The following is a 23,039-nucleotide window of genomic DNA, read 5'->3' as shown; positions in this document are numbered from 1 at the left end:
TAAATCGCAAACATGTTTGATGCAAATCACTATATGTAGCACTTAAAATGCACGCCGACCCAATATCTTGTATTTATCGTCTACTATTCCAACAACAAGACGGCGCTTACGCTGGCCGGAATTGTGGATAACACGAGCCGGGAACGCGGGAAGTCTTTGGCCTGGCGAGAAATGCGTCCGGTGAATACTTCTCCACCTCTGTGGATAACCTGTTTTTAAAAATGGAGTGATCATGACACCGCATGTGATGAAACGTGATGGCTGTAAAGTGCCGTTTAAATCAGAGCGCATCCAGGAAGCCATTCTGCGTGCAGCTAAAGCAGCGGGAGTCGATGACGCAGATTACTGCGCCACCGTCGCAGAAGTCGTTAGCAGCCAGATGAATGAACGCAGTCAGGTCGATATCAACGAAATCCAGACCGCGGTTGAGAACCAGCTGATGGCAGGACCTTACAAGCAGCTGGCGCGCGCCTATATTGAGTACCGCCACGATCGTGACGTTCAGCGCGAGAAGCGCGGCCGTCTGAACCAGGAGATCCGTGGCCTGGTCGAGCAGACCAACTCCGCCCTGCTCAATGAAAACGCAAACAAAGACAGTAAAGTGATCCCCACCCAGCGCGACCTGCTGGCCGGTATCGTCGCCAAACACTATGCCCGTCAGCATCTGCTGCCGCGCGACGTGGTGTCTGCGCACGAGCGCGGCGAAATTCACTACCACGATCTCGACTATTCGCCGTTCTTCCCGATGTTCAACTGCATGCTGATCGACCTGAAAGGCATGCTGACCCACGGTTTTAAAATGGGTAACGCCGAGATTGAACCGCCTAAGTCGATCTCCACGGCCACCGCGGTCACGGCGCAGATTATCGCCCAGGTCGCCAGCCACATTTATGGCGGGACCACCATTAACCGCATTGACGAAGTGCTGGCTCCGTTCGTCACGGCGAGCTTCAACAAGCACCGTAAAACGGCTGAAGAGTGGCAGATCCCGGACGCTGACGGCTACGCCCATTCCCGCACCGAGAAAGAGTGCTACGACGCCTTCCAGTCGCTGGAATATGAGGTGAACACGCTGCACACCGCCAACGGCCAGACGCCGTTTGTGACCTTCGGCTTTGGGCTGGGCACCAGCTGGGAATCGCGCCTGATCCAGCAGTCGATCCTGCGCAACCGTATTTCCGGCCTCGGTAAGAACCGCAAAACGGCGGTGTTCCCGAAACTGGTGTTCGCGATTCGCGACGGCCTGAACCACAAGTTTGGCGATCCGAACTACGATATCAAACAGCTGGCGCTGGAGTGCGCGAGCAAGCGCATGTACCCGGACATCCTGAACTACGATCAGGTCGTCAAAGTGACCGGTTCGTTTAAAACGCCAATGGGCTGCCGCAGCTTCCTCGGCGTGTACGAAGATGAAAACGGCGAGCAGATCCACGACGGGCGCAACAACCTGGGCGTCATCAGCCTCAACCTGCCGCGCATCGCGCTGGAGGCCAAAGGTAATGAAGCTGAATTCTGGACACTGCTGGACGAGCGCCTGCAGCTGGCGCGTAAGGCGCTGATGACCCGTATCGCCCGTCTGGAAGGGGTGAAAGCCCGCGTCGCGCCGATCCTCTATATGGAAGGAGCCTGCGGCGTGCGCCTGAAGGCGGACGATGACGTGTCTGAGATCTTCAAAAACGGTCGAGCGTCGATTTCGCTGGGCTATATCGGCATCCACGAAACCATCAACGCGCTGTTTGGCGACACGCACATGTACGACAGTGAGGCCCTGCGCGAAAAAGGCATCGCCATCGTTCAGCGCCTGCGCGACGCGGTTGACCAGTGGAAAGAGGAAACCGGCTACGGGTTTAGCCTCTACAGCACGCCGAGCGAGAACCTGTGCGACCGCTTCTGCCGTCTGGACACCGCCGAATTCGGGATTGTGGAAGGCGTGACCGACAAAGGGTACTACACCAACAGCTTCCACCTCGACGTGGAGAAGAAGGTGAACCCGTACGACAAGATCGACTTCGAAGCGGCCTATCCGCCGATCGCCAGCGGCGGGTTCATCTGCTACGGCGAGTACCCGAACATTCAGCACAACCTGAAGGCGCTGGAGGACGTGTGGGATTACAGCTATCAGCACGTGCCGTATTACGGGACCAACACGCCTATCGACGAGTGCTACGAGTGCGGCTTTACCGGTGAGTTCGAGTGTACGAGTAAAGGCTTTACCTGCCCGAAATGCGGCAACCACGACGCGGCCCGCGTCTCCGTGACCCGTCGCGTGTGCGGCTACCTCGGTAGCCCGGACGCGCGTCCGTTTAACGCGGGCAAGCAGGAAGAGGTGAAGCGCCGCGTGAAGCATTTGGGGAATGGGCAGATCGGGTAAGTTCTGCGCAGGGTACTCCCCCTCACCCTACCCCTCTCCCTCAAGGGAGAGGGAACCGATCGAGCACATTGCTAATCCTGACTCCGGTTTTCTCCCTCTCCCTGTGGGAGAGGGCCGGGGTGAGGGCATCAGGTTAACGCTATGAACTATCACCAGTACTACCCCGTCGACATCGTCAACGGCCCCGGCACCCGCTGCACCCTGTTCGTGTCAGGCTGCGTCCACGAATGCCCTGGCTGCTACAACAAAAGCACCTGGCGCTTAAATTCCGGCATGCCGTTTACCGCTGAAATGGAAGACAAGATCGTCAACGACCTGAACGACACGCGCATTCACCGTCAGGGGATTTCCCTCTCCGGCGGCGATCCGCTGCATCCGCAAAACGTGCCGGATATTTTGAAGCTGGTGAAGCGCATTCGCCGCGAGTGCTCGGGAAAAGATATCTGGGTCTGGACAGGCTACAAGCTGGATGAGCTGAACGCGCAGCAAATGGAAGTCGTGGATCTGATTAACGTCCTGGTCGACGGCAAGTTCGTGCAGGATTTAAAAGACCCGGCGCTCATCTGGCGCGGCAGTAGCAACCAGGTTGTGCATCATTTGCGTTGATCAAAGGCGGATGTTATCCATCCGCCCTTATCTCAAAAACGACTCAAACTCTCCATCGCCACCGCCTTAAATCCGGCAAAATCCTCGCAGCTACAGAGACGTGACATCGCCCGCTCACGCAGGAAGGTGACGAAGATATCGTAAATCGCCATCGCCTCTTCGTACTCGCTTTTGCTGATGGCGAGCAGGAAGATGACGTGCGCGGTTTCGTCGCCCCACTGAACGCCGTGCGGGGCAAGCACGGTGTAGACCACCGTTTTCTGCGCCAGCAGGCCGAGGGAGTGCGGGAGCGCAATGCCGTCGCCGAGCATGGTGCTGACGATTGCTTCACGCTCGACGACGGAATCCAGGAACTCCGCGCCGACAAAACCCTCGCCTTCAAGCTGTTCACACAGCTCGCGGAACAGCGTCTGCTGATCGATCGGCTTGTCGATAATGCGGAAATGGGCCGCGTCGAAGTATTTATCCAGCATCCACGGACGGGTGCGATCCACCAGCACCAGTTTGCCAATCTGCTCCAGCTGATAGTCGGTCGGGAACGGGGCGATCGTCACCACCGGTTTTGACTTTTCGCTGACGCGGGCGGTGGCGATCACAAAGTCTTCGCCAATCGTTTCCGCCAGCTCGTACTCGCGCAGGGTGAGCGTGCGCGTGACCTCAATCTGCGGATATTTACGCTGCAGCACCGCCTCAATCATGCGGACCATGGCATTACCGGCGTCGCATACCAGCAGCACGCGCGGCTGACGCTGGTAGCCAATGTTGTAGTGACGCTCCAGCCCGACGCCAATATGCAGCACCAGGAAACCAATCTCGTTTTCGCTGATCACATACGGCGTGTATTTGCCCCAGCTCGACACCGCCGCGAGGGTCATGTCCCACGCCATCGGGTAGTGCTGCTTGATGTTATCCAGCAGCGGATTGGGGATCATGATTTGATACCGCACGCGGGTGATCATGGTTTTGATATGCGTGAGCAGGTCCGCGTGCAGCTGCGCGTCGCTAAGCAGGTTGTAGTTATAGTGGGTGTTGATGTAGCGCAGGATGTAGTTGACCAGCGCTTCGTCGTCGTCGGCGTTAATTGCGCTCGGGGCAATCTCCTGAATCTGCCGCGCCGCAATGTGCACGCACAGCCAGCTCTCCTCCGACGGCGAAAGCGTTTTGCCTGCCAGTTGCTGGATGGTCACCGCGATATCTTTCGCCGCCTCGCGCACGTTCTCTTCCACGTCTTCGGCGTGGAATTCCGGCAGCGGATAGCCCTCGCTGATGCGCCGCACCGACACCGCGCAGTACAGGCGCAGGAACAGCTCGCCTTCATCGGTCAGGCGAATGTGGTGACGCGTCAGGGCGTCGTGCAGCACCGGCACCATCTGCTCCGCCACGCCCGCATTCAGCGCCACGTCGGTCACCAGCGGGTTCAGGCTGTCCTGCTGCGCCAGCTCCCAGAGCAGATCGGTCAGGCAGGCGCGGGTCGACATCTCGCTGCCAAACAGCTTCATGCCGTGGCGCGGACGGGTTTCCAGCGTCAGGTTGTAACGATGAAACCACTCGCGCACCTCCGCCATGTCGCTTTGCAGCGTGGCGCGGCTGACGAACCACTCGTCCGCCAGATCCTCCAGCTTAAGCGAAAACGCCGAGGTGAGAAAACGCACCACCAGATAATGCACGCGCTCCGGCCCGGTCCGGGGAATACGCAGCGCGCGCGGGTGGGATGCCTGAAGCTGCTGATAGCGCCCGGCATCCTCAATTTTGAGCTGATAGCCGTTGCCCCGGCTCAGGATAAACTGCGCGCCGTGGCTGGCCAGCAGCGCGTTAAGGGCGGTAATGTCCGCACGGACGGTTCGCGTGGAGACCGACAGCCGCTGCGCCAGCTCGTCCTGCGGCAGCGTCTCGTTTTGCAACAGATCGAAAAGTTGCGCTAAACGTTGGTTCGGAAATCGCACGGGTTTGTCCTCTTACGGCTTAAGGTGAAATGACCATCTGGGATGGGCTGCCGACCGGGGTATAGTCTGGCTCAAAGCTTAGCTTGCCGTCCTGACCGACGCGGAAACGGGTAATGTTGTCGCTCCGCTGGTTCATGACGTACAGCCAGCGCCCCTGTTTATCGAGCGTCAGGGTGCGGGGATAATCACCACGCGTCCACACATCGTCCTGATGCGTCAGCGTACCCTCCGCTGTTACGGTAAAGTGCCCGATGCTGTTATGCAAACGGTTAGCCACATACAGCTGTTTGCCATCAGCGCTTAATGCCAGCCCGGCAGCAAAGCTGGTGCCTTTGTAGCCTTCCGGCAGGGCTGAAAGCGTTTTGCCCTCTTTCAAGGTGCCGTTGGCGCTCACGGTATAATGGGTGAGCGTAGACGCCTCTTCGTTAATCAGCCACAGGGCATCGCCTTTTGGCGTAAAGACAAAGTGGCGCGGCCCGGCGCCTTTCGAGGAGGCGCTGATAAACGGTGGATCGTTCGGCGTCAGCTTCCCGGTTCGATCGTCAAAACGGTACTGGTAGAGGCGATCCAGCCCCAGATCGGTGGAAAATACGTATTTTCCGCTTGGATCGGCGGCGATCATATGCGCGTGGGGGCCATTATGATCGCTGATGGCAAAGCTGCCCTCCGCAGCGGCTTCGGGCTTCGCCGCGCCCGGTTCGCCCTTGTCCTGATGTGTGTCCGTGGCGTTACCCAGGCTGCCGTCTGCCTTGATCGGCAAAACGGCAATCGACCCGCTGACGTAGTTGGCCACCAGCAGATGGCGACCGTTCGGCGTCAGCGACAGGTAAACCGGCCCCGCGCCGCCGGAGGCCACCTGATTGAGCTCGCTCAGCGCACCGTTATCGCCGACGCGCAGCGCCTGCACCACGCCCTGCTCCACTTCGCTTGCCAGATACAGCGTTTTGCCGTCCTGTGAAAGGGTCAACTGCGCCGCATTCGGCAGTTTGCTCACCAGCGTTTTATTCGCCAGCGCGCCGGTTTGCGGATCAACGGTAAAGCGGTACAGCCCTTCGCCGTTGGGGTTGTAGGTGCCCACCCAGGCGTATTGCGTCTGGGCGATCGCGGCAGTGGTCAGTAAAGAAAGTGAAGCGACAAGCAGGGTACGGGTGTGCATGGTGGCTCCTTTATATGTGTGAGTTCTACTTCACCAGCTTCTTCGTCATCGCCAGCAGGGTACGCACATCTTCCGGACGCGTATCGCCGCTGGCTTTGTCGATAATTGAGCTGTAGATATGCGGGATGATTTTGCTCACGCCCGCGTCGAGGGCGATCTGCAGGATCTCCTCATAGTTTTCCAGATCGATACCTCCGGTTGGCTCCAGCCAGAAGTCGTGACGGGCGCAGGCTTCCGCCACCGCCTTGTACTCGTCACGGCACTTGAGGCCACCCATCGGGAAGTACTTGATTGAGCTGCCGCCGAAATCTTTCAGCAGGGCAATCGCGGTTTCAACCGGCACGATGCCGTCCGGCGCCGCGCTGCTCAGCGGTCCGGTAGAGATTTTCACCATCCCGACGGTGCCGGTCGGGGAGACCAGACCGTTGACCACGGATTCATTCTGCCCCAGCAGCGCGCGGCTGGTAGCCACGCCGGTAAACACCTGGTTAACATGCTGCGGCTGCACCTGGCGGGAGATTTCACTCACCATTGCCGACTGGTTCGGGTCGCCCGCGCCCAGGCCAACGGAGAGCGCGTTATCGATCAGCGCGGCGTACTCGCGCATATCGGCGACGGCGCTCGCCACGTCCGGGTAATTTTTGGAGAGCACGCCCACCAGCACGTGACCTTCCGCCGCCTCGTAAATGGCGCTGGCGTTAGCTTTGGAGCCTGCCAGCACGTTCAGACAGACGCGGTCACGGTAAAAGTTGGGGGTCAGTTTCATGCTTTTTTCTCCTGTCCTAATACTTCGTTAATGCGGCGGTACACGATGTTCAGCTGCTCAGCATTCACGCTGCGCACGTCCGCCTCGATAATCCCTTCGTTGGCCTTGTAGCCACGGAAGTAAATGGCGTATTCACCCTGTTTCAGCTTCGCCACCAGATCGCCCGTGCCGACGCCCGTTGCGGCTTCGTCGAACTTAATCTCGGTGCGGGCGATGTCGCGTCCGGCGCTATCCCAGACCACGCGCGCGGTCACACCGTTCAGGGTGTTGAGCGCCTCGATAAACGGCGTCATCTTCGCCACCATTTCCGCACCGCTCTCTTTGGTCGCCGTCAGGTAGTGTTCGATGGCGCAGGTCAGGCCAAGAATGCCCTCTTTGCCCACCTTCATGGCACGGCCAATGCCCGCCGTCTGGCGTTTTACCCACTCTACGTACTGGGTTTTGCCGATCACCAGCCCGCTGGTTGGCCCTTCGATCGCCTTCGCGCCGCTGTAGATCACCAGATCCGCGCCCGAGCGGTAGTACACGTGCAGATCTTCTTCCGCCGCGGCATCGACGATCAGCGGGAGATCGTGTTTACGTGCGACCACCGCCGCCTGCTCGACGCTGAGCATGCTTTTCTGCACGCAGTGGTGCGATTTGATATAGAGGATCGCCGCCGTGCGCGGGGTGATCGCCGCCGCCAGCTGATCGGCGGAACATTCGTTGGCGTAGCCCGCCTCCACCAGCTTACCGCCGCCCAACGCCACCATGGTGCCCACCGGCGCGCCAAAGTTCACGTTGTGGCCTTTCGGCAGGACGATTTCGTTGTTCTCAATCGGGGTCACGTGCAGGTTTTCCAGCAGCCAGTCGCTGTTTTTGACCAGCACTGCCGCCACGGACTGGGCAATGCCCGCCGACGCGCAGGAGACGACCGTCGCCCCTTCCACATCCAGCAGCTTCGCGATGTATTCCCCGGTTTTATTGACCAGATCCTTCATCTCGAAATAGTGATTCATGCCGTCCATCGCCGCCTGCACCACTTCCGGGCGCGGCGTGGAGACGCCCAGCGCCGTCATGCGGCCAGAGGTGTTGATAACCTGCTTTAAGCGGTACTTCTCATAAATCGAAGGCATTTTCCGTGCTCCCTTGTTCGGTCATGTAGCCCTTGCCCGCGCGGATCGCGGCAAGCGGCACCAGAATGTGTTCAGCCTGCAGGCTGTCGTTTTCGGCATCCGTCAGCACCGTCGGCTGACGTTTAATCGTGAACAGCGTCAGGTCGGCGTCGAGACCCGGCTGAATGCGGCCTTTGCGCGCCAGGCGCAGGCCGTCGGCGGCGTTCGCGGTCACGCAGTCAATCACCTGCGGCAGCGACATGCCGATGGCGAGGAATTTCGACATCACGCTCGCCAGCGAGCCCACCGGGCCGTTGATGCGGTTGCGGCAGTAGATATCCGAGCTGATGGTGTGCGGCAGAATGCCCATCGCGATGGCGCGTTTCGCCACCTCAAAGCTGAAACTCGCCGTACCGTGGCCGACGTCCAGACGCACGCCGCGCTTCAGGGCGGAGGTGATGGAGGCACGCAGCTCGCCGGAGGGCGTCAGAATGCGGTTGGGTTTGCCGTTATAGCAGTGGGTAATGATGTCGCCGGAACTCAGCAGTTCGGCAATTTCGTCGAGGTTCGGCGGGTTGTTGCCGATGTGCACCATCAGCGGCAGGTCGCCGTTCTCTTTCTGAATGGCTTTGGCGCGCTCCAGCGGCGTAATGCCGTTTTCACCAACCACGCTGCTGCTCATGCGCGCCTTCAGGCCGACGATAAAATCAGGGTGGCGCTTCACCGCCTGCTTCACCGCGTCGGTGTCGATGTTGGCCATATTGGCCAGCTCGTTCTGGGCAATCAGCCCCACGCGGGAGATGTTTAGCAGGGCAAACACCTCGGTGGAGGCCCTGCGGGTGATGTCATAGAAATCGTCCACGTCGTCGGCACCGGTACTGCCCGCGTCCACCACGGTGGTGACGCCGGTGGCAATGCCCACGCTGTCGGGCTCGTCGTGGTAAATCGGGGAGTTCGGGTAGCAGTGAACGTGGGAGTCAATCCAGCCTGCGCTGACGAACACGTCGCCGTTCAGCTCAACCGTTTTATGCGCGGGGGCGTCAATGTCGCCCAGCGCCGCGATCTTCCCGTCCTGAATGGCGATATCGGTCAGGGTATCGTCGGCAAAGCGCGCACGGCGCAGGAGTAAATCAAACATGAGGATCTCCTGATAAGGCGGGCGCCGGAGCGCCCGCGGGTATTAAAGGGCGACCGGGAACAGCCAGCCCAACAGCATTGCACCCAGAATGGCGCCACCGGTGATCGGCTTCTGCCAGATGTAGAACACCAGCGCTCCCAGCAGGGAACCGACGCCGATAGGAATGGAGGCGGTCATGGCGCTCAGGATAATCAACGGCCCGAGGAAGCGGCCGGAGGCGTTGCCCGCGCCCATCATCACATCTGCGCCGTAGGTGGAGTTGCTCTGGTTGATGGTGAACTTACGCGCCAGGATGATGACGTAGCCAATTGCCAGACCAATCACCAGGCCGGTGATCAGCGAAGCAATGAAGTTGGTCACCGGGAACATGATGCCCGCGCCCAGCAGCAGCGCCGGTACCCCGAGGCCCACGCCGGTCTGGATCGCACCGCCGATGTCGAGAATACCGACCAGCGACCCTTCGATAATACGGGCGAACAGGAAGCTCGCGCCGAACGCCGCCACCGCACCGTAAACGCCGGTATCGATGCCCGCCTTCAGCATCGCCACGAAGGCCACTTCGTTAAACGCGCCGATGCCGTAGAGGTAGTACATGTGCGTCCCGGCGAAGACGCCGGAGGAGAGCAGGCCAACAAAGATCGGGAACGACCAGTCGGCATACCAAAAACCTTTATTCTGTTCCATTTAGAGGCTCCTGTTATTTACCGCTGAGCGAGTTGTGGATCATGTCGAGCCAGTTCGGCACGGTCAGATGGAAGGATTCGATCATCTTCATGTCGAAGCCGCGGAAGAAGCCGCTCAGCACGAAGAGCAGGACGATAGCCGCCATCATCACTTTGGTGACGTGGTTCCAGCCGCTCTCTTCCACGCCTTTACCGATCAGGATCCCCAGCACCAGGCCCGGTACGGCGTTGCCCATAATCAGCTGCGCCGCGCCGCCGAAAATAGTGGCCCAGAAGCCCGATTTTTTACCCGCGTCGATGGCTGCCAGCCAGAAGATCACCGGCATCACGGTGTTCACCAGCAGGTTAGCCGCAGGCACCAGCACCTTCACGGCGGTGACCTGGAGCGCTGCCGGAACGGAGGAGGCGGTCAGGTTCAGGAAGGTCACGACGATCATGCCGATTACGCCGCAGGCAATCGCCATTTTGCGCGGATCGTGCAGCGTTTCGCCGACGTTACGGTTTTTGATCATCAGTGCAGCAGCACCCCAGTTCGGGATGATGCGGTGGTCAACGTCCTGTGTGAAGGCACCTGCGGCCACGGAAGAGGCCCAGGCGTTAAAGAAGAAACCTAACCCAAAGGAGAAGTGGGACGCCGGATCTCCTTCACAGGAGTTCAGTTCCCCCAACGTACGAAACGCGCCCATACCCTGCGTGGTAGGCGCATGAAACATGCGTGCAGCCCCGGCTCCGACACCGACGCCAACCAGGCCGCCAATGATGAGCGATTTTATTAATATAATTAAGAACATCAGTCTGCCCTTTTATGAATAATCAGCGTTGCGTGACGAAATCCACCTGGTCAAGATTGATAGCGGTCACGTTGACGGTCACATCCAGCTCCACGCTGTAGGTGCGTCTTTCCCGGCGCAGAAAGAAGAACAGAAACGCTTCTTTACGCACCGCTTCTTGCGCCTGAACGACCTGCACATCCTGTGGCTCAATACGCAGTAAGATATGCGGTGAGGCTTTCATCACCGCGGCCTGAACGTGGTTGAGCGCGTCGGCAAAGGCGCGCGCTTTGGCGTCGCCTTTCCCCTTCACTCTCACCGTGGTTGTGAACTGTTCTTTCATGCTTATGCGCCGTATTTCTTCTGCCACGCCTGTACCAGACGCTCGCCCAGCTCTTCTTTATCCATAAAGCCGAAGCCCAGCACGTTGCAGCCTTCGTTGATGGCGGTCACGCCCTCTTCCACGGAACGCATGCCGTATTTGGCTTTGTAGCCATATTTGGTTTGGGCAGTGATGGCACCCGCGCCGCCGCTGCCGCAGAAGGAGATGCCGAAGGTGGCGTTTTCCGCTTTCATCATGTCGCCGAGCTTCATGTCCGCCGCCATGCCCGGCACAACCACCGCGCGTCCACCTGCTTTTTCCACACCGGCAGCCACTTTCTGACCTTTACCCAGGCGATCGCCAATCACGACTGTAATCTGTTCCATGTGTTGCTCCTTAAAGGTTGTCTTTCGCGACTTCAAAGTGAACGGAGAGCAGCCAGGCTTCTTCATCAGGAAGATTGCCAAACTGCGCGACCACTTCACGGGCGAGCCGCATTGAATCCGGTGAAATTTCGTCAAACAGCTCTGCTTCAACCTCCGGCAGCGGCTCGCCGGTCACGGACCGGTGCGCCATGGCGCGCACGTGGGAGGTGAGCATCTGCTCCTGTACCGCATTGGGGATGATGTTGTTCCGGGCCAGCAGGGCATAAACCTGCTGCAGCATGGTGTTTGCGAGCTGTTCTGTTTGCTCTGCCTGTTCCCCAACGTCGTTCATTACCGCTCCGTTAATCACTGGTCTTACCCCGTTAATGGCTCTGGAATAAAACTAACGTTGGGGGGGAATTGTTTGTAGCGAGTTGTTTTCCACTTCGAAGTGGAAAGGCGAGCCGCGGCAGTGATCTGTGCCACATAAATGCGGTGAATCTGGATAAACCGCTGCATTTACGTGATGAATATCACGCTATTGCGCGGCCAAAACGGGGCAAGCAAAGCGGAAAAGATTACGAGCGGGCTCGTAGAAATGTGACGTGGATAAGGTTTTCTTATGGGGATCCGCTAGAGTGGCAACGGGTGCTTGAGACTGACCGTCTCAGGCATGGGACGGAAAGTGGAAAGCCCCGCCTGATAGAAAATCAGGGCGGGGGCTCGAAACGACACGTCACACCGTGGAGTTCGCTACCTCGCCCGCTTTAAAGCAAGGAGGCATCCATGAAACGCCAAAACCCAGGCATTGGAGTTTTGATGATTATTGCTTTGACAATAATCATCTTAACGCTGGTGACGCGGAAAACACTGTGCGAGATCAGTTTTCGAAACGATTCTTTTGCAGTGACAGCGAGGATGGATTGTCGCTCCGGCCAGTAGGGAGCAAGGATGCGGGGGCGCGTCATGCGCCTCCGCATACGGGCAAAGGACGTACAGCTCAGGCACCCAATTAACGATACTTTTGGTGGTACGTGTTGCGCGTGGTCACAAACTGCTCGGCCGCCGCCTGGGCTTCCTTCACTTTGCCTTCGTTAGCCAGCTTCAGCGCGCCGTCGATCTGGCCGACCAGCACGTCAAAGCCGTGGCGATAGTCTTTCATCTCTGCACTGTCTGCGGCTTTGCTTTCCAGCTTAGGCGGGGTCGCTTTTTGGGCGTCCAGCGCCGCTTCACGCATTTTGGTCAGCGCGTCTTTCATTTCAGCCGCATTGTCCGTTTTCTGCACCACCTTCAGGTTTTGACCGAGGATGCCCATGTCGTCTTCAAGATCGGCAGCAAACGCAGAAGAGCCAAGAACCAGCGTTGAAGCCGCGACGATCGCTAACAGGTGTTTACGCATTGCTCACTTCCTTTTTTATTATTAAAACGCCTTTACGGATATTACTGGCCGGCGATTTTCATTTCCGGCAGAAGTACAGAACCACACTGTATATTGCTACGTGTTTCAATATCGTTACCGACCGTAACGATATTGCGCCACATGTCCTTCAGGTTGCCGGCGATGGTGATTTCGCTTACCGGATACTGAATTTCGCCGTTTTCCACCCAGAAGCCCGCCGCGCCGCGCGAGTAGTCGCCGGTGATGCCGCTTACGCCCTGGCCCATCAGTTCCGTGACGACCAGGCCGGTGCCCATCTCTTTCAGCATCTGCTCAAAGCTCAGGCCCTGTCCGGCAATGCGCCAGTTGTGGATGCCGCCAGCGTGTCCGGTGCTTTTAAGCCCCAGCTTGCGCGCGGAGTAATTAGTCAGCAGCCACTGGGTCAGCACGCCGTCTTTGACGATGTCACGACGTTCGGTACGCACGCCTTCGCTGTCGAACGGCGTGGAGGCCAGCCCTTTCAGCAGGTGCGGATGCTCTTCGATGGTCAACCATTCCGGCAGGATCTGCTTGCCCAGCGAATCGAGCAGGAAGGTCGATTTACGGTAAACCGAGCCGCCCGCGATAGCGCCCACCAGATGGCCAAACAGACCGGTTGCCACTTCGTTAGCAAAAATAACCGGGGCCTTCATGGTGGAGAGTTTACGCGGCGACAGGCGAGACAGCGTGCGTTCGGCACACTCTTTTCCCACCCACTCAGGAGACTGCAAGTCCCCCAGCGCGCGGCCAATGGTGTAGGCGTAGTCACGCTCCATGTCACCGTTCTCTTCGGCGATGACGCAGCTGGAGAGCGAATGACGGGTGGAGCAGTAGCCCTGCAGCATGCCGTGGCTGTTGCCGAAGACTTTGATGCCGTAGTGGCTGTTGAAGCTGCCGCCTTCGGTATTGGTGATGCGTTTATCCGCCTGCAGGGAAGCCTGCTCGGCGCGCGCGGCCAGTTCGATCGCTTCGTCCGGGGTCACTTCCGCCGGGTGGAAAAGATCGAGATCCGGCGCATCAAACGCCAGCAGCTCTTTATCCGCCACGCCTGCGTAAGGATCCGGGGAGGTATAACGGGCGATATCGAGCGCCGCCTGCACCGTACGGGCAATGGCATCCGGACTGAGATCGGTGGATGACGCGCTGCCTTTGCGATTCTGGTGATACACCGTGATCCCCAGCGCGCCGTCGCTGTTGAATTCGACATTCTCCACTTCGCCATAGCGGGTACTCACGCTGATGCCGGTGGTTTTGCTGACCGCCACTTCGGCGCCATCTGATTTTTCTGAAGCAAGCATCAGCGCGGTGGAGACGGCTTCTTCAAGAATCTTACGCTGCGCTTCAACTTGTGAGGTTACTTTCATCGCAAATGCCATACTGTAAGAGAGAGTTATCTGAAGTCTAACAGAGAACCGTTTTTCAGTGCGCGTCTTAACTGGTAACATTAGCCTCTTTTTTTAAGGAGCCTGACATGACTAAGCAGCCCGAAGACTGGCTCGACGACGTTCCCGGTGATGACATCGAAGACGAAGATGATGAAATCATCTGGGTCAGTAAAAGTGAAATTAAACGTGACGCCGAAGAGTTAAAACACCTTGGCGCGGAAATGGTAGAACTGGGTAAAAACGCGCTGGATAAGATCCCGCTCGACCAGGATCTGCGTGATGCCATTGAACTGGCACAGAAAATCAAAAAAGAAGGCCGTCGTCGCCAGCTTCAGCTTATTGGGAAAATGCTGCGTCAGCGCGACGTCGATCCGATCCGCCAGGCGCTGGACAAGCTGAAAAACCGCCACAACCAGCAGGTTGCGCTGTTCCACAAGCTGGAGCAGATCCGCGATCGCCTGATTGAACAGGGTGATGACGCCGTACCGGAAGTGCTGAACCTGTGGCCGGATGCCGACCGCCAGCAGCTGCGTTCCTTGATCCGCAACGCGAAGAAAGAGAAAGAAGGGAATAAGCCGCCGAAGTCTGCGCGCCTGATTTTCCAGTATCTGCGCGAGCTGTCAGAGAACGAAGAGTAATCCCCCTCACCCCGCCCTCTCCCCAGAGAGGCGAGAGAGAAAAGAACGTAGGCCCGGTAAGCGCAAGCGCCACCGGGCTTTTTTTTACGCGTCGGCGGCCGCTTCCGCTTTCTTCGTAAGACCGTCCAGCAGCTTCTGAGGGATCCCACCAAAACCGCCGTTGCTCATCACCAGAATGTGGTCGCCAGGCTGAGCGGCTTTCACCACCATATCCGCGAGCGCATCCACATCCGCGCTCCAGTGCGCAGGCTGAATGCAGGCATCGGCGACTTCCGCCACCTGCCACGGAATATGCTGCGGCTGCAGCAGGAAGACTTCATCGGCACGTCCTAACGACGGCGCGAGGTCATCTTTGCAAATGCCCATCTTCATGGTGTTCGAGCGCGGTTCCAGCACCGCCAGAATGCGCGCGGTACCGCCGACCTTGCCACGCAGGGCAGCAAGCGTGGCCAGAATGGCCGTTGGGTGGTGCGCGAAATCGTCATACACGGTAACGCCGTGGGCTTCACCGCGCAGCTCCAGACGGCGGCGGGCATTGATAAACGAGCCCAGCGCATTGGCTGCATCCGCAGGCAGCACGCCCACGTGACGCGCAGCTGCAATCGCCATCAGGCCGTTGTGCATGTTGTGCTCGCCCACCAGGCCCCACTTCACCTCACCCACTTTTTCACCGTCGAGCAGCACTTCCCACTCGGAGGCATCGGCGTTGAGTTTCTTCGCCTGCCAGTGGCCCTGCTCGCCCACCAGCTCCTGCTCGCTCCAGCATCCCATCGCCATCGTCTGTTTCAGGTTGATGTCGTTCTCCGGCAGGATGATGCGGCCCTGGCCCGGAACAATGCGCACCAGGTGGTGGAACTGTTTCTGGATCGCTTTCAGGTCGTCAAAGATATCCGCGTGGTCGAACTCAAGGTTGTTGAGGATCAGCGTGCGCGGGCAGTAATGCACGAACTTAGAACGCTTGTCGAAGAACGCGCAGTCATACTCGTCGGCTTCGATCACAAAGAACGGGCTATCGCCCAGACGCGCAGAGACGTCGAAATTACCCGGTACGCCGCCGATCACGAAGCCCGGCTTGTAGCCGCAGGCTTCGAGGATCCAGGTAGCCATGCCCGCGGTCGTGGTTTTGCCGTGGGTACCGGCAACGGCAACCACCCAGCGGTCGCGCAGGACGAAGTCATGCAGCCACTGAGGGCCGGACATGAACGGAATATTGCGTTCCAGTACCGCCTCGACGCACGGATTGCCGCGGGTCATGGCGTTGCCAATGATCACCAGGTCCGGCTCGGGATCAAGCTGGCTGGCATCGTAGCCCTGAATTAAAGCGATGCCCTGTTTCTCCAGAAGTGTGCTCATCGGCGGATACACATTGGCGTCCGAACCTGTCACTTCATGGCCCAGCGAGCGCGCCAGCATTGCCAGTCCGCCCATGAAAGTGCCACAAATCCCCAATATATGAATGCGCATACGTCACTATCCTTCTTCAATGTGGCGCACATTTTACTCACATGTTAGCGGGTGTGAAACGCATTTCAGGTAAATCCGTATGTTGCTGGCGCGATTCACCTCTGCGCTAATATTTGAATGTTTGTTAAGATTGTTGGGCTTTAGTCGTTTTAGTGAACATACAATCGCTCTACTCACAAAGATGCAGGGAAAGTGTTATGAAAACGTTAGGTGAATTTATTGTCGAAAAGCAGCACGAGTTCTCTCATGCTACCGGTGAACTCACTGCTTTGCTGTCGGCAATAAAGCTGGGCGCTAAGATCATCCACCGTGATATCAACAAGGCCGGTCTGGTCGATATCCTGGGTGCCAGCGGTGCCGAGAACGTTCAGGGCGAGGTTCAACAGAAGCTCGATCTGTTCGCAAATGAAAAATTGAAAGCTGCACTGCGCGCGCGCGACATCGTTGCGGGTATCGCCTCTGAAGAAGAAGATGAAATTGTTGTTTTCGAAGGGTGTGAACACGCTAAATACGTTGTTCTGATGGATCCGCTCGACGGCTCCTCAAACATCGACGTTAACGTTTCTGTCGGTACCATTTTCTCCATCTACCGCCGCGTCACGCCTGTTGGCACGCCGGTGACCGAAGAAGATTTCCTGCAGCCGGGCATTAATCAGGTTGCTGCCGGTTACGTCGTTTATGGATCCTCCACCATGCTGGTGTATACCACCGGGTGCGGGGTTCACGCCTTTACGTACGATCCGTCACTGGGCGTTTTCTGTCTGAGCCAGGAACGCATGCGCTTCCCGCAGAAGGGCAACACCTACTCCATCAACGAAGGCAACTACATCCGATTCCCGAACGGCGTGAAGAAGTACATTAAATTCTGCCAGGAAGAAGATAAAGCGACCCAGCGCCCGTACACGTCCCGCTATATTGGCTCTCTGGTCGCGGATTTTCACCGTAACCTGCTGAAAGGCGGTATCTACCTCTACCCAAGCACCGCCAGCCACCCGGACGGGAAACTGCGTCTGCTGTACGAATGCAACCCGATGGCGTTCCTTGCTGAACAGGCGGGCGGCAAGGCGAGCGACGGTAAAGAGCGTATTCTGGACATCGTGCCGGAAAGCCTTCACCAGCGCCGTTCATTCTTCGTCGGCAACAACCACATGGTTGAAGACGTTGAACGTTTTATCCGTGAGTACCCGGACGCGTAATCCCTCTCTTCAGGGGAGCCTGTCCGGCTCCCCTTGTCATTTATATATTTTACCGTATAAGTGTTTATAAAAAACATGCTTTAATATTCACCACTGCTCCTGCATTATTTCCATAACAGTTTGACAGATATTTCGTGGAGCAGAATCGCAATGAAAAATTATTCCCGTGCTAATACCGGCATTGATTTAAATCTTATCCCTGTATTTATTGAAATCGTCCGCTGCGGCAGCATGGCAAAGGCCTCTTTGCGTCTGGAGATGTCCCGTCCTGCGGTGAGTCTGGCATTAAAGCGCTTTAATCAACTCTTTGATGAGCCGTTATTTTTCCGTAAAGGTTTATACCTTGAACCGACTGAAAAAGCGTTAGCCTTAACCAGCTCGCTGGAAATATTAATGGGCGAAATTCACGATAATATCGGGGCGCTTAATTCCGGAAGGAATAAAACCCCGGCACAGAACGTACCGGGGCTGGGTAATATTATGCCGCGTTCTGAGTCGTCACTTTGAATGATGACATGGCTTCCATCAGCTGACGCGACTGCTCCTCAAGGGAGCGTGTCGCGGCGGAGGATTGCTGCACCAGCGCCGCATTCTGCTGCGCGGTTTCGTCCATCTGGTTCACCGCAATATTCACCTGCTCAATTCCCCGGCTCTGCTCCTGAGACGCGGTCGCAATCTCTCGCATCAGTTTGGTCATGCGCAGCACTTCGGTGGCGATCTCATCCATCGTTTCGCCAGCCTGCTGGGCCAGCTCGCTCCCCTCGTTAACGTGGGTCTGCGAATCACTGATTAGCGTTCGGATCTCTTTCGCCGCATCGGCGCTGCGGCTGGCAAGGTTTCGCACCTCGCCTGCGACGACGGCAAACCCGCGCCCCTGCTCGCCCGCGCGCGCCGCTTCCACGGAGGCGTTAAGCGCCAGGATATTGGTCTGGAAGGCAATGCCGTCGATCACGCTCAGGATGTCGGCGATGCGCGCCGAGCTGCCGGAGATATCGCGCATTTTTTCAATCACGTAGCAGACCATCTCGCTGCCGTGATCGGCCGTGTCAGACACCGATTTCGCCAGCTGGTGCGCCTGCTCGGCGTTATCGGCGTTGAGTTTCACCGTGGCGGTGATCTGTTCCATACTGGCCGCCGTCTGCTCCAGCGACGTGGCGGTGGATTCCGTACGCTCGGCAAGATCGCGGTTTCCCAGCGTCAGCTCGCGGCTACCGGTGTCAATTTGCGCGCTGGCATCACGTACCCGCAGAACCGAGTTCATCAGCGACTGGCGCATCTCCTCTATCACCGCGTTGAGGCGGTTAAACTCCTGGCTCGCGGGGGCATTCAGCGTATGGGTTAAATCCCCCGCTGCCACGTTCTCCAGTTGAGCAATGGAGGCCGAGAGCGGCTTGAGCAGCATATGGCGCAGCACCAGCCAGGCGAGCACGATAATGCCCGCCGTCAGCAGCGCTGCGACGATAATCAGGATCAGGACGCGGGTTTTACTCGACTGCACGGCGCTCACTTCCGCCTGACCCCGCGCTTCGCTCCATTTCTGAAACGCCTGCATATCGTTATCAAACTGCTTCGCCACCGGAATCAACGTCTTCTCGAGCAGATCGTAATACCCGTCCGCGCTCTGGTCATTCAGCGTTTTCAGCATCGGATTGATCCCCTGCTGGCTATACGTCGCCAGGCTGGCCGCCACTTTATCGAGCAGCTGCTGTCCCTGCTCGTCAGCCACGCCGCCGTCGATTACCCCTTTCAGCGTTTTCTGGGCCAGGGCAACTTCCTGATTGATGTTTTTTACCGCGTTGGCCGCATCGTCCAGCATGCCGATTTCCATCATGCGGACGGCCTGACCCGCTTCATTGCGCGCGCGCAGGATCAGCGTATAGCCAGAATTAAGCTGCACCATCTGCTCACCCTGAAGGTGATTAATACGCTGCAGCGAAGAAGAACTCTGTGTGAGGGCATAAATGCCAATGCCGCTGACAATCAGCAGCAGAAGGGTCATAACGGCCAGTAAAGAGAGCAAGCCGGTACGAATCGATAGCGTTTTAAGCATGATATTATTTCCGGTAGCGAGATATTTCTGGGCATAAAAAAAGAGTATCGGCCGCTACCGGAAAATGTTTAGACTTTAAGCAAATTCAGCGTGTTATCGCTCTGTTACCGATGTGTTTACACGGGTAACAGGCGAGCTTTGACGGTTCTCCCAGAGCACCGTCAACCCCCGCTGCAGGGCAATAAAAATAAACAGCAGAATGCCGATGGCGATCTTCGTCCACCAGGAGCTGAGCGTGCCGTCAAAGTTGATATAGGTTTGTATCAGCCCCTGGATGGCCACGCCGAACAGCGTCCCCAGCACCGTGCCCACCCCGCCGCTGAGCAGCGTGCCGCCAATGACCACAGAAGCAATCGCATCCAGCTCAACGCCCACGCCTGCAAGGGCATAGCCCGCCTGGGTATACACCGAGAAGACGATGCCCGCCAGCGTCGCCAGGCCGGTCGAGAGCATATAGATGCGAATAGTCGTGCTGCGGGTTGAAATGCCCATCAGGTTGGCCGACGTGGCGTTACCGCCAATGGCGTAAACCTGATTGCCAAAACGGGTACGGTGAGCGAGGAAGATGCCAATCACGACCACGCCCAGCATCAGCAGCCCCATCGCGCTCAGGCGGCCGCCGCCGGGAATTTTCCACGCCAGGCTGGAGAGCGTGTCGTACACCGGATGGTTAATCGGAATCGACTCTTCCGACACCAGATAGCTCACCCCACGGAGGAAGAACATTCCCGCGAGGGTAATGATAAACGCCGGGATTTTCAGCGCGTCGATCAGCAGCCCCATAAAGGCGCCAAACGCACAGCCCATCGCCAGCACCAGCGGAAACGCCACCAGCGGAGAGATGCCCCAGAAGCCGATTGCCTTCGCGAGGAACACGCCCGTAAACGCGATCACCGACCCAACGGAGAGATCGATCCCGCCGGAGAGGATCACAAAGGTCATCCCGACGGCGATGATGCCTAAAAAGGCGTTATCGGTCAGGATATTGCAAATCACGCGCGTCGAGGCAAAACCGGGGAACTGCGTCAGACAGTAGAGGTACCCCAGCACAAATACGCCCAGCGTGATCATTAACGGTAAATTACGTTTTATCATGGCCACGGATCCCCTTAATGATGCTGACAAAGCGCGGCGACTGGACGATCAGCACGCAGAGCACGACCACCGCCTTCACCACCTGGTTAAGCTCCGGCTGGAATCCCGACAGCAGGATCCCGGTGTTCATGCCCTGAATGATCAGCGCGCCGATCACCGAGAGCAGCAGGTTAAAGCGCCCGCCCATTAGCGACCCGCCGCCGATCACCACCGCGAGGATCGCGTCCAGCTCCAGCCAGAGTCCCGCGTTGTTGGCATCGGCCCCGCGAATATCCGCCGCGACGATGACCCCGGCGATGGCGGCGCAGACGCCGCTCAGCACGTAGGTCAGCATTACCATCAGCCGGGTGTTGACGCCGGCGTTGCGCGCGGCGCGGATGTTGATCCCGACGGCCTCAATGAACATGCCCAGCGCCGTTTTGCGGGTGAAGAGCCAGAAGACAACGAGCGTGACCAGGGCAATAATCACCGGCGTCGGGAAGAACAGAAGGTTGCCGCTACCGAGCCACGCCAGGCTCGGGGAGTTGAAGGTGACAATCTGGCCGGAGGTTATCAGCTGCGCGACGCCGCGCCCGGCCACCATTAAAATCAGCGTGGCGACGAAGGGCTGGATTTTCAGCACCGCAACCAGAATACCGTTCCATAATCCTGCCAGCACGCCGGTGCCCAAGGCTGCCAGCAGGATCACCGGCAGGCTATGTCCGGCCACGGTCATGGAGGCGGCCGTAGCCCCGGCGATAGCCATCACCGCGCCGACGGAGAGGTCAATCCCGCCGGTGGCAATCACCAGCGTCATTCCGATGGCCAGCAGCGCCACCGGCGCGGCGCGGTTTAAAATGTCTATCGGGCTGCCAAACAGGCGGCCATCCTGCACGATGATCTGGAAGAAATGCGGCGCGACCAGGCTATCCACCAGCAGAACCACCAGCAGCGCCGCGATTTGCGGCGTGCCGGTCGGCCAGCTGAAGCGACGCTTTGACTCACCGGTTTGCGAAAGCGAACGGGGCATCACGATTCACTCCTTATGCCGCGATGGCATTCATGATCGCCGGAACGGACAGCTTATCCAGCGGGATCTCTGCCACCTGCTTGCGATCGCGCATGATGATGACGCGATCGGCATAGCCCACCAGCTCTTCCAGCTCGGAGGAAATGACCAGCAGCGCCAGACCGTCCGCGCACAGGGTTTCGATAAGCCGGATAATTTCGGCGTGCGCCCCCACGTCAATGCCGCGGGTCGGTTCGTCGAGGATCAGGAACTGGGGTTTGGTCAGCAGCCAGCGCGACAGCAGCACTTTCTGCTGGTTACCGCCGGAGAGGAATTCGATGGGCTGTTCCGCGCTCGGGGTGCGGATGCCGAGCTGGCGGATAAAGCGCTCGGCAATGGCGTTTTGCTCGCGCTTAGGGATCGGCCGTAGCCAGCCGCGCTGCGCCTGTAGCGCCAGAATGATATTTTCCCGCACCGAGGCCGCGGCAATAATGCCGTCCGTTTTCCGGTCCTCCGGGCAGAAGCCGACGCCGAGACACGACGCCTGATGCGGCGATCGCAGGGTCTGCGGTTTGCCCTTGATCAGCGCGCTGCCGCTGTCGGCTGGCTTGATCCCGAAGATCACCTCGGCCGTTTCGGTCCGGCCGGAGCCCAGCAGGCCCGCCAGGCCGACAATTTCGCCTGGCCGCACCTCAAGGTTAAACGGCGAGATCACCCCTTTTTTGCCGTAATCGCTGAACGCGGCGACCGGCTTCTCGCTCAGCAGCGTGCGCCCCGCACGCTGGAGGGCGTTGGTCTCCAGCTCGCGGCCCAGCATCATTTTTACCAGCTCGATTTGCGGCAGCTCGCGGGTTTCGCGGCAGCCGACAAAGCTGCCGTTGCGCAGCACCGTAATGCGATCGCTCACCTCATACACCTGATCGAGGAAGTGGGTGACGAAGATCAGGCTGACGCCCTGATCGCGCAGCTGGCGCATCAGGGTAAAGAGCATCTCCACCTCCTGGGTATCGAGGCTGGCGGTGGGTTCGTCAAGGATCAGCACCTTTGCCGAGAGATCGATCGCACGACAAATGGCGACAATCTGCTGCATCGCCACGGAAAAGCGGTTCAGCGGCTCGCGGACGTCGAGGGAGAAGCCGTACGATTCCATCAGCGTTGTCGCCCGCGCTTCCATCTCTTTGCGGCGCAGCAGGCCAAAACGGCGTGGTTCGCGGCCAATAAACAGGTTATCCGCCACCGACATATTCGGCAGCAGGTTCACTTCCTGGTACACCGTCCCGATCCCCAGCTGCTGGGCATGGGCGGTGTTTTTGGGCGAAATGGCGTTGCCTTCCAGCCAGATGGTGCCGCGGTCGGCGTGATAAACACCGGTCAGGGATTTAATCAGCGTCGATTTTCCCGCGCCGTTCTCGCCCAACAGCGCCATGATCTCCCCGCGCCGCAGGCTGAAATCAACGCTATCCAGCGCTTTTACGCCGGGGAAGAATTTACTCAAGCCCTCTGTGCGGAGGATTTCCTGGTGTTGTTCAGTGGTCATGGTTTCCCCCTCACCCTGACCCTCTCCCCGGAGGGGAGAGGGGATTGATCGTGCC

General features: G+C 58.4%; 23 protein-coding genes. 6 read left to right on the top strand and 17 right to left on the bottom strand.

Annotation, left to right across the window (positions count from 1 at the left end; genetic code table 11):
• Positions 1 to 232 precede the first annotated feature (232 nt).
• Both nrdD and nrdG read left to right on the top strand, forming a co-directional pair.
• Positions 233 to 2,371, top strand: a complete 2,139-nt coding sequence (gene nrdD, locus GXP72_RS02560; RefSeq protein ID WP_023334309.1) for an anaerobic ribonucleoside-triphosphate reductase — start codon at positions 233 to 235, stop codon at positions 2,369 to 2,371.
• 141 nt (positions 2,372 to 2,512) lie between these two features.
• Positions 2,513 to 2,977, top strand: coding sequence for an anaerobic ribonucleoside-triphosphate reductase-activating protein (gene nrdG, locus GXP72_RS02555; protein ID WP_032651464.1), 465 nt, complete (start codon positions 2,513 to 2,515; stop codon positions 2,975 to 2,977).
• 32 nt (positions 2,978 to 3,009) lie between these two features.
• Here the strand turns inward: nrdG and GXP72_RS02550 are convergent, their stop codons facing one another.
• The 10 genes from GXP72_RS02550 to GXP72_RS02505 are packed head-to-tail and all read right to left on the bottom strand — an operon-like array spanning position 3,010 to position 11,584.
• Positions 3,010 to 4,920, bottom strand: coding sequence for a PRD domain-containing protein (locus GXP72_RS02550; RefSeq protein ID WP_208763449.1), 1,911 nt, complete (start codon positions 4,918 to 4,920; stop codon positions 3,010 to 3,012).
• 19 nt (positions 4,921 to 4,939) lie between these two features.
• Entirely contained in the window at positions 4,940 to 6,076 is a 1,137-nt protein-coding gene (locus tag GXP72_RS02545) for a lactonase family protein (protein WP_090419323.1), read from the bottom strand.
• Positions 6,077 to 6,101: 25 nt separating this feature from the next.
• A complete protein-coding gene (locus GXP72_RS02540) occupies positions 6,102 to 6,842 on the bottom strand; it encodes a KDGP aldolase family protein (RefSeq protein ID WP_024907273.1) in 741 nt (246 codons plus the stop codon).
• On the bottom strand, positions 6,839 to 7,957 hold the full coding sequence (locus GXP72_RS02535) for a DgaE family pyridoxal phosphate-dependent ammonia lyase (RefSeq protein ID WP_208763448.1): 1,119 nt from the start codon (positions 7,955 to 7,957) through the stop codon (positions 6,839 to 6,841). The genes GXP72_RS02540 and GXP72_RS02535 overlap by 4 nt, the downstream gene beginning before the upstream one ends.
• Positions 7,941 to 9,074 (bottom strand): amidohydrolase/deacetylase family metallohydrolase, encoded by a 1,134-nt coding sequence (locus GXP72_RS02530; RefSeq protein WP_208763447.1) that lies wholly within the window; start codon positions 9,072 to 9,074, stop codon positions 7,941 to 7,943. Before GXP72_RS02530 ends, GXP72_RS02535 begins: the two co-directional genes overlap by 17 nt.
• A 42-nt stretch (positions 9,075 to 9,116) precedes the next feature.
• Positions 9,117 to 9,758 carry a DUF4310 family protein gene (locus GXP72_RS02525; RefSeq protein WP_024907276.1) on the bottom strand — a complete coding sequence of 214 codons (642 nt, stop codon included), beginning with the start codon at positions 9,756 to 9,758 and terminating at the stop codon, positions 9,117 to 9,119.
• A gap of 13 nt (positions 9,759 to 9,771) precedes the next feature.
• A complete protein-coding gene (locus tag GXP72_RS02520; protein WP_008501408.1) occupies positions 9,772 to 10,548 on the bottom strand; it encodes a DUF4311 domain-containing protein in 777 nt (258 codons plus the stop codon).
• 22 nt (positions 10,549 to 10,570) lie between these two features.
• On the bottom strand, positions 10,571 to 10,870 hold the full coding sequence (locus tag GXP72_RS02515; protein ID WP_006810338.1) for a DUF4312 family protein: 300 nt from the start codon (positions 10,868 to 10,870) through the stop codon (positions 10,571 to 10,573).
• Between the two features lie 2 nt (positions 10,871 to 10,872).
• Complete coding sequence (locus tag GXP72_RS02510) at positions 10,873 to 11,235, bottom strand: SFCGS family glycine-rich protein (protein ID WP_010427372.1); 363 nt, start codon at positions 11,233 to 11,235, stop codon at positions 10,873 to 10,875.
• 10 nt (positions 11,236 to 11,245) lie between these two features.
• Positions 11,246 to 11,584, bottom strand: coding sequence for a glycine dehydrogenase (locus GXP72_RS02505; protein ID WP_025911967.1), 339 nt, complete (start codon positions 11,582 to 11,584; stop codon positions 11,246 to 11,248).
• A gap of 416 nt (positions 11,585 to 12,000) precedes the next feature.
• On the opposite strand from GXP72_RS02505, the gene GXP72_RS02500 reads away from it, so the two are divergent.
• Positions 12,001 to 12,156: a Hok/Gef family protein gene (locus tag GXP72_RS02500; RefSeq protein WP_032651446.1), complete on the top strand. Its 156-nt coding sequence runs from the start codon at positions 12,001 to 12,003 to the stop codon at positions 12,154 to 12,156.
• Positions 12,157 to 12,226: 70 nt separating this feature from the next.
• Here GXP72_RS02500 and cybC read toward each other — a convergent pair whose 3' ends face one another.
• The gene (gene cybC / locus GXP72_RS02495) at positions 12,227 to 12,613 is read right to left on the bottom strand and encodes a cytochrome b562 (RefSeq protein ID WP_023334302.1); all 387 of its coding nucleotides are present in this window, start codon (positions 12,611 to 12,613) and stop codon (positions 12,227 to 12,229) included.
• Between the two features lie 41 nt (positions 12,614 to 12,654).
• Entirely contained in the window at positions 12,655 to 14,007 is a 1,353-nt protein-coding gene (gene pmbA, locus GXP72_RS02490; protein WP_061716069.1) for a metalloprotease PmbA, read from the bottom strand.
• 95 nt (positions 14,008 to 14,102) lie between these two features.
• On the opposite strand from pmbA, the gene yjgA reads away from it, so the two are divergent.
• Positions 14,103 to 14,654, top strand: coding sequence for a ribosome biogenesis factor YjgA (yjgA, locus tag GXP72_RS02485; protein WP_024907281.1), 552 nt, complete (start codon positions 14,103 to 14,105; stop codon positions 14,652 to 14,654).
• 84 nt (positions 14,655 to 14,738) lie between these two features.
• On the opposite strand, the gene mpl is transcribed toward yjgA, so the two are convergent.
• The gene (gene mpl, locus GXP72_RS02480) at positions 14,739 to 16,118 is read right to left on the bottom strand and encodes a UDP-N-acetylmuramate:L-alanyl-gamma-D-glutamyl-meso-diaminopimelate ligase (protein ID WP_208763446.1); all 1,380 of its coding nucleotides are present in this window, start codon (positions 16,116 to 16,118) and stop codon (positions 14,739 to 14,741) included.
• A 197-nt stretch (positions 16,119 to 16,315) separates the two neighbouring features.
• Between mpl and fbp the strand changes: the two genes are divergently transcribed.
• On the top strand, positions 16,316 to 17,314 hold the full coding sequence (gene fbp / locus GXP72_RS02475) for a class 1 fructose-bisphosphatase (protein WP_024907283.1): 999 nt from the start codon (positions 16,316 to 16,318) through the stop codon (positions 17,312 to 17,314).
• A 150-nt stretch (positions 17,315 to 17,464) separates the two neighbouring features.
• Positions 17,465 to 17,821 (top strand): LysR family transcriptional regulator, encoded by a 357-nt coding sequence (locus tag GXP72_RS02470; protein ID WP_024907284.1) that lies wholly within the window; start codon positions 17,465 to 17,467, stop codon positions 17,819 to 17,821.
• Here GXP72_RS02470 and GXP72_RS02465 read toward each other — a convergent pair.
• From GXP72_RS02465 to ytfR, 4 genes are all read right to left on the bottom strand, one after another.
• Positions 17,793 to 19,364, bottom strand: a complete 1,572-nt coding sequence (locus GXP72_RS02465) for a methyl-accepting chemotaxis protein (protein ID WP_208763445.1) — start codon at positions 19,362 to 19,364, stop codon at positions 17,793 to 17,795. The genes GXP72_RS02470 and GXP72_RS02465 overlap by 29 nt on opposite strands.
• Positions 19,365 to 19,457: 93 nt before the next feature.
• A complete protein-coding gene (gene yjfF / locus GXP72_RS02460; protein ID WP_023293434.1) occupies positions 19,458 to 20,459 on the bottom strand; it encodes a galactofuranose ABC transporter, permease protein YjfF in 1,002 nt (333 codons plus the stop codon).
• Complete coding sequence (ytfT, locus tag GXP72_RS02455; RefSeq protein ID WP_024907286.1) at positions 20,446 to 21,471, bottom strand: galactofuranose ABC transporter, ATP-binding protein YtfT; 1,026 nt, start codon at positions 21,469 to 21,471, stop codon at positions 20,446 to 20,448. Before ytfT ends, yjfF begins: the two co-directional genes overlap by 14 nt.
• Before the next feature lie 10 nt (positions 21,472 to 21,481).
• Positions 21,482 to 22,984, bottom strand: coding sequence for a galactofuranose ABC transporter, ATP-binding protein YtfR (gene ytfR / locus GXP72_RS02450; protein WP_024907287.1), 1,503 nt, complete (start codon positions 22,982 to 22,984; stop codon positions 21,482 to 21,484).
• Positions 22,985 to 23,039 lie beyond the last annotated feature (55 nt).

The organism is Enterobacter sp. SES19 (assembly GCF_011765665.1).
Taxonomy (GTDB): Bacteria; Pseudomonadota; Gammaproteobacteria; order Enterobacterales; family Enterobacteriaceae; genus Enterobacter; species Enterobacter pseudoroggenkampii.
This window is presented reverse-complemented; position numbering and strand designations above follow the sequence as displayed.

Coding starts and splice junctions, on each gene's coding strand:
- GXP72_RS02540 (WP_024907273.1), bottom strand. CDS start 6,842: ATGAAACTGACCCCCAACTTTTACCGTGACCGCGTCTGTCTGAACGTG.
- nrdD (WP_023334309.1), top strand. CDS start 233: ATGACACCGCATGTGATGAAACGTGATGGCTGTAAAGTGCCGTTTAAA.
- nrdG (WP_032651464.1), top strand. CDS start 2,513: ATGAACTATCACCAGTACTACCCCGTCGACATCGTCAACGGCCCCGGC.
- GXP72_RS02515 (WP_006810338.1), bottom strand. CDS start 10,870: ATGAAAGAACAGTTCACAACCACGGTGAGAGTGAAGGGGAAAGGCGAC.
- cybC (WP_023334302.1), bottom strand. CDS start 12,613: ATGCGTAAACACCTGTTAGCGATCGTCGCGGCTTCAACGCTGGTTCTT.
- GXP72_RS02465 (WP_208763445.1), bottom strand. CDS start 19,364: ATGCTTAAAACGCTATCGATTCGTACCGGCTTGCTCTCTTTACTGGCC.
- GXP72_RS02545 (WP_090419323.1), bottom strand. CDS start 6,076: ATGCACACCCGTACCCTGCTTGTCGCTTCACTTTCTTTACTGACCACT.
- fbp (WP_024907283.1), top strand. CDS start 16,316: ATGAAAACGTTAGGTGAATTTATTGTCGAAAAGCAGCACGAGTTCTCT.
- GXP72_RS02510 (WP_010427372.1), bottom strand. CDS start 11,235: ATGGAACAGATTACAGTCGTGATTGGCGATCGCCTGGGTAAAGGTCAG.
- yjfF (WP_023293434.1), bottom strand. CDS start 20,459: ATGATAAAACGTAATTTACCGTTAATGATCACGCTGGGCGTATTTGTG.
- GXP72_RS02520 (WP_008501408.1), bottom strand. CDS start 10,548: ATGTTCTTAATTATATTAATAAAATCGCTCATCATTGGCGGCCTGGTT.
- ytfR (WP_024907287.1), bottom strand. CDS start 22,984: ATGACCACTGAACAACACCAGGAAATCCTCCGCACAGAGGGCTTGAGT.
- yjgA (WP_024907281.1), top strand. CDS start 14,103: ATGACTAAGCAGCCCGAAGACTGGCTCGACGACGTTCCCGGTGATGAC.
- GXP72_RS02530 (WP_208763447.1), bottom strand. CDS start 9,074: ATGTTTGATTTACTCCTGCGCCGTGCGCGCTTTGCCGACGATACCCTG.
- pmbA (WP_061716069.1), bottom strand. CDS start 14,007: ATGGCATTTGCGATGAAAGTAACCTCACAAGTTGAAGCGCAGCGTAAG.
- GXP72_RS02470 (WP_024907284.1), top strand. CDS start 17,465: ATGAAAAATTATTCCCGTGCTAATACCGGCATTGATTTAAATCTTATC.
- GXP72_RS02500 (WP_032651446.1), top strand. CDS start 12,001: ATGAAACGCCAAAACCCAGGCATTGGAGTTTTGATGATTATTGCTTTG.
- GXP72_RS02525 (WP_024907276.1), bottom strand. CDS start 9,758: ATGGAACAGAATAAAGGTTTTTGGTATGCCGACTGGTCGTTCCCGATC.
- GXP72_RS02535 (WP_208763448.1), bottom strand. CDS start 7,957: ATGCCTTCGATTTATGAGAAGTACCGCTTAAAGCAGGTTATCAACACC.
- mpl (WP_208763446.1), bottom strand. CDS start 16,118: ATGCGCATTCATATATTGGGGATTTGTGGCACTTTCATGGGCGGACTG.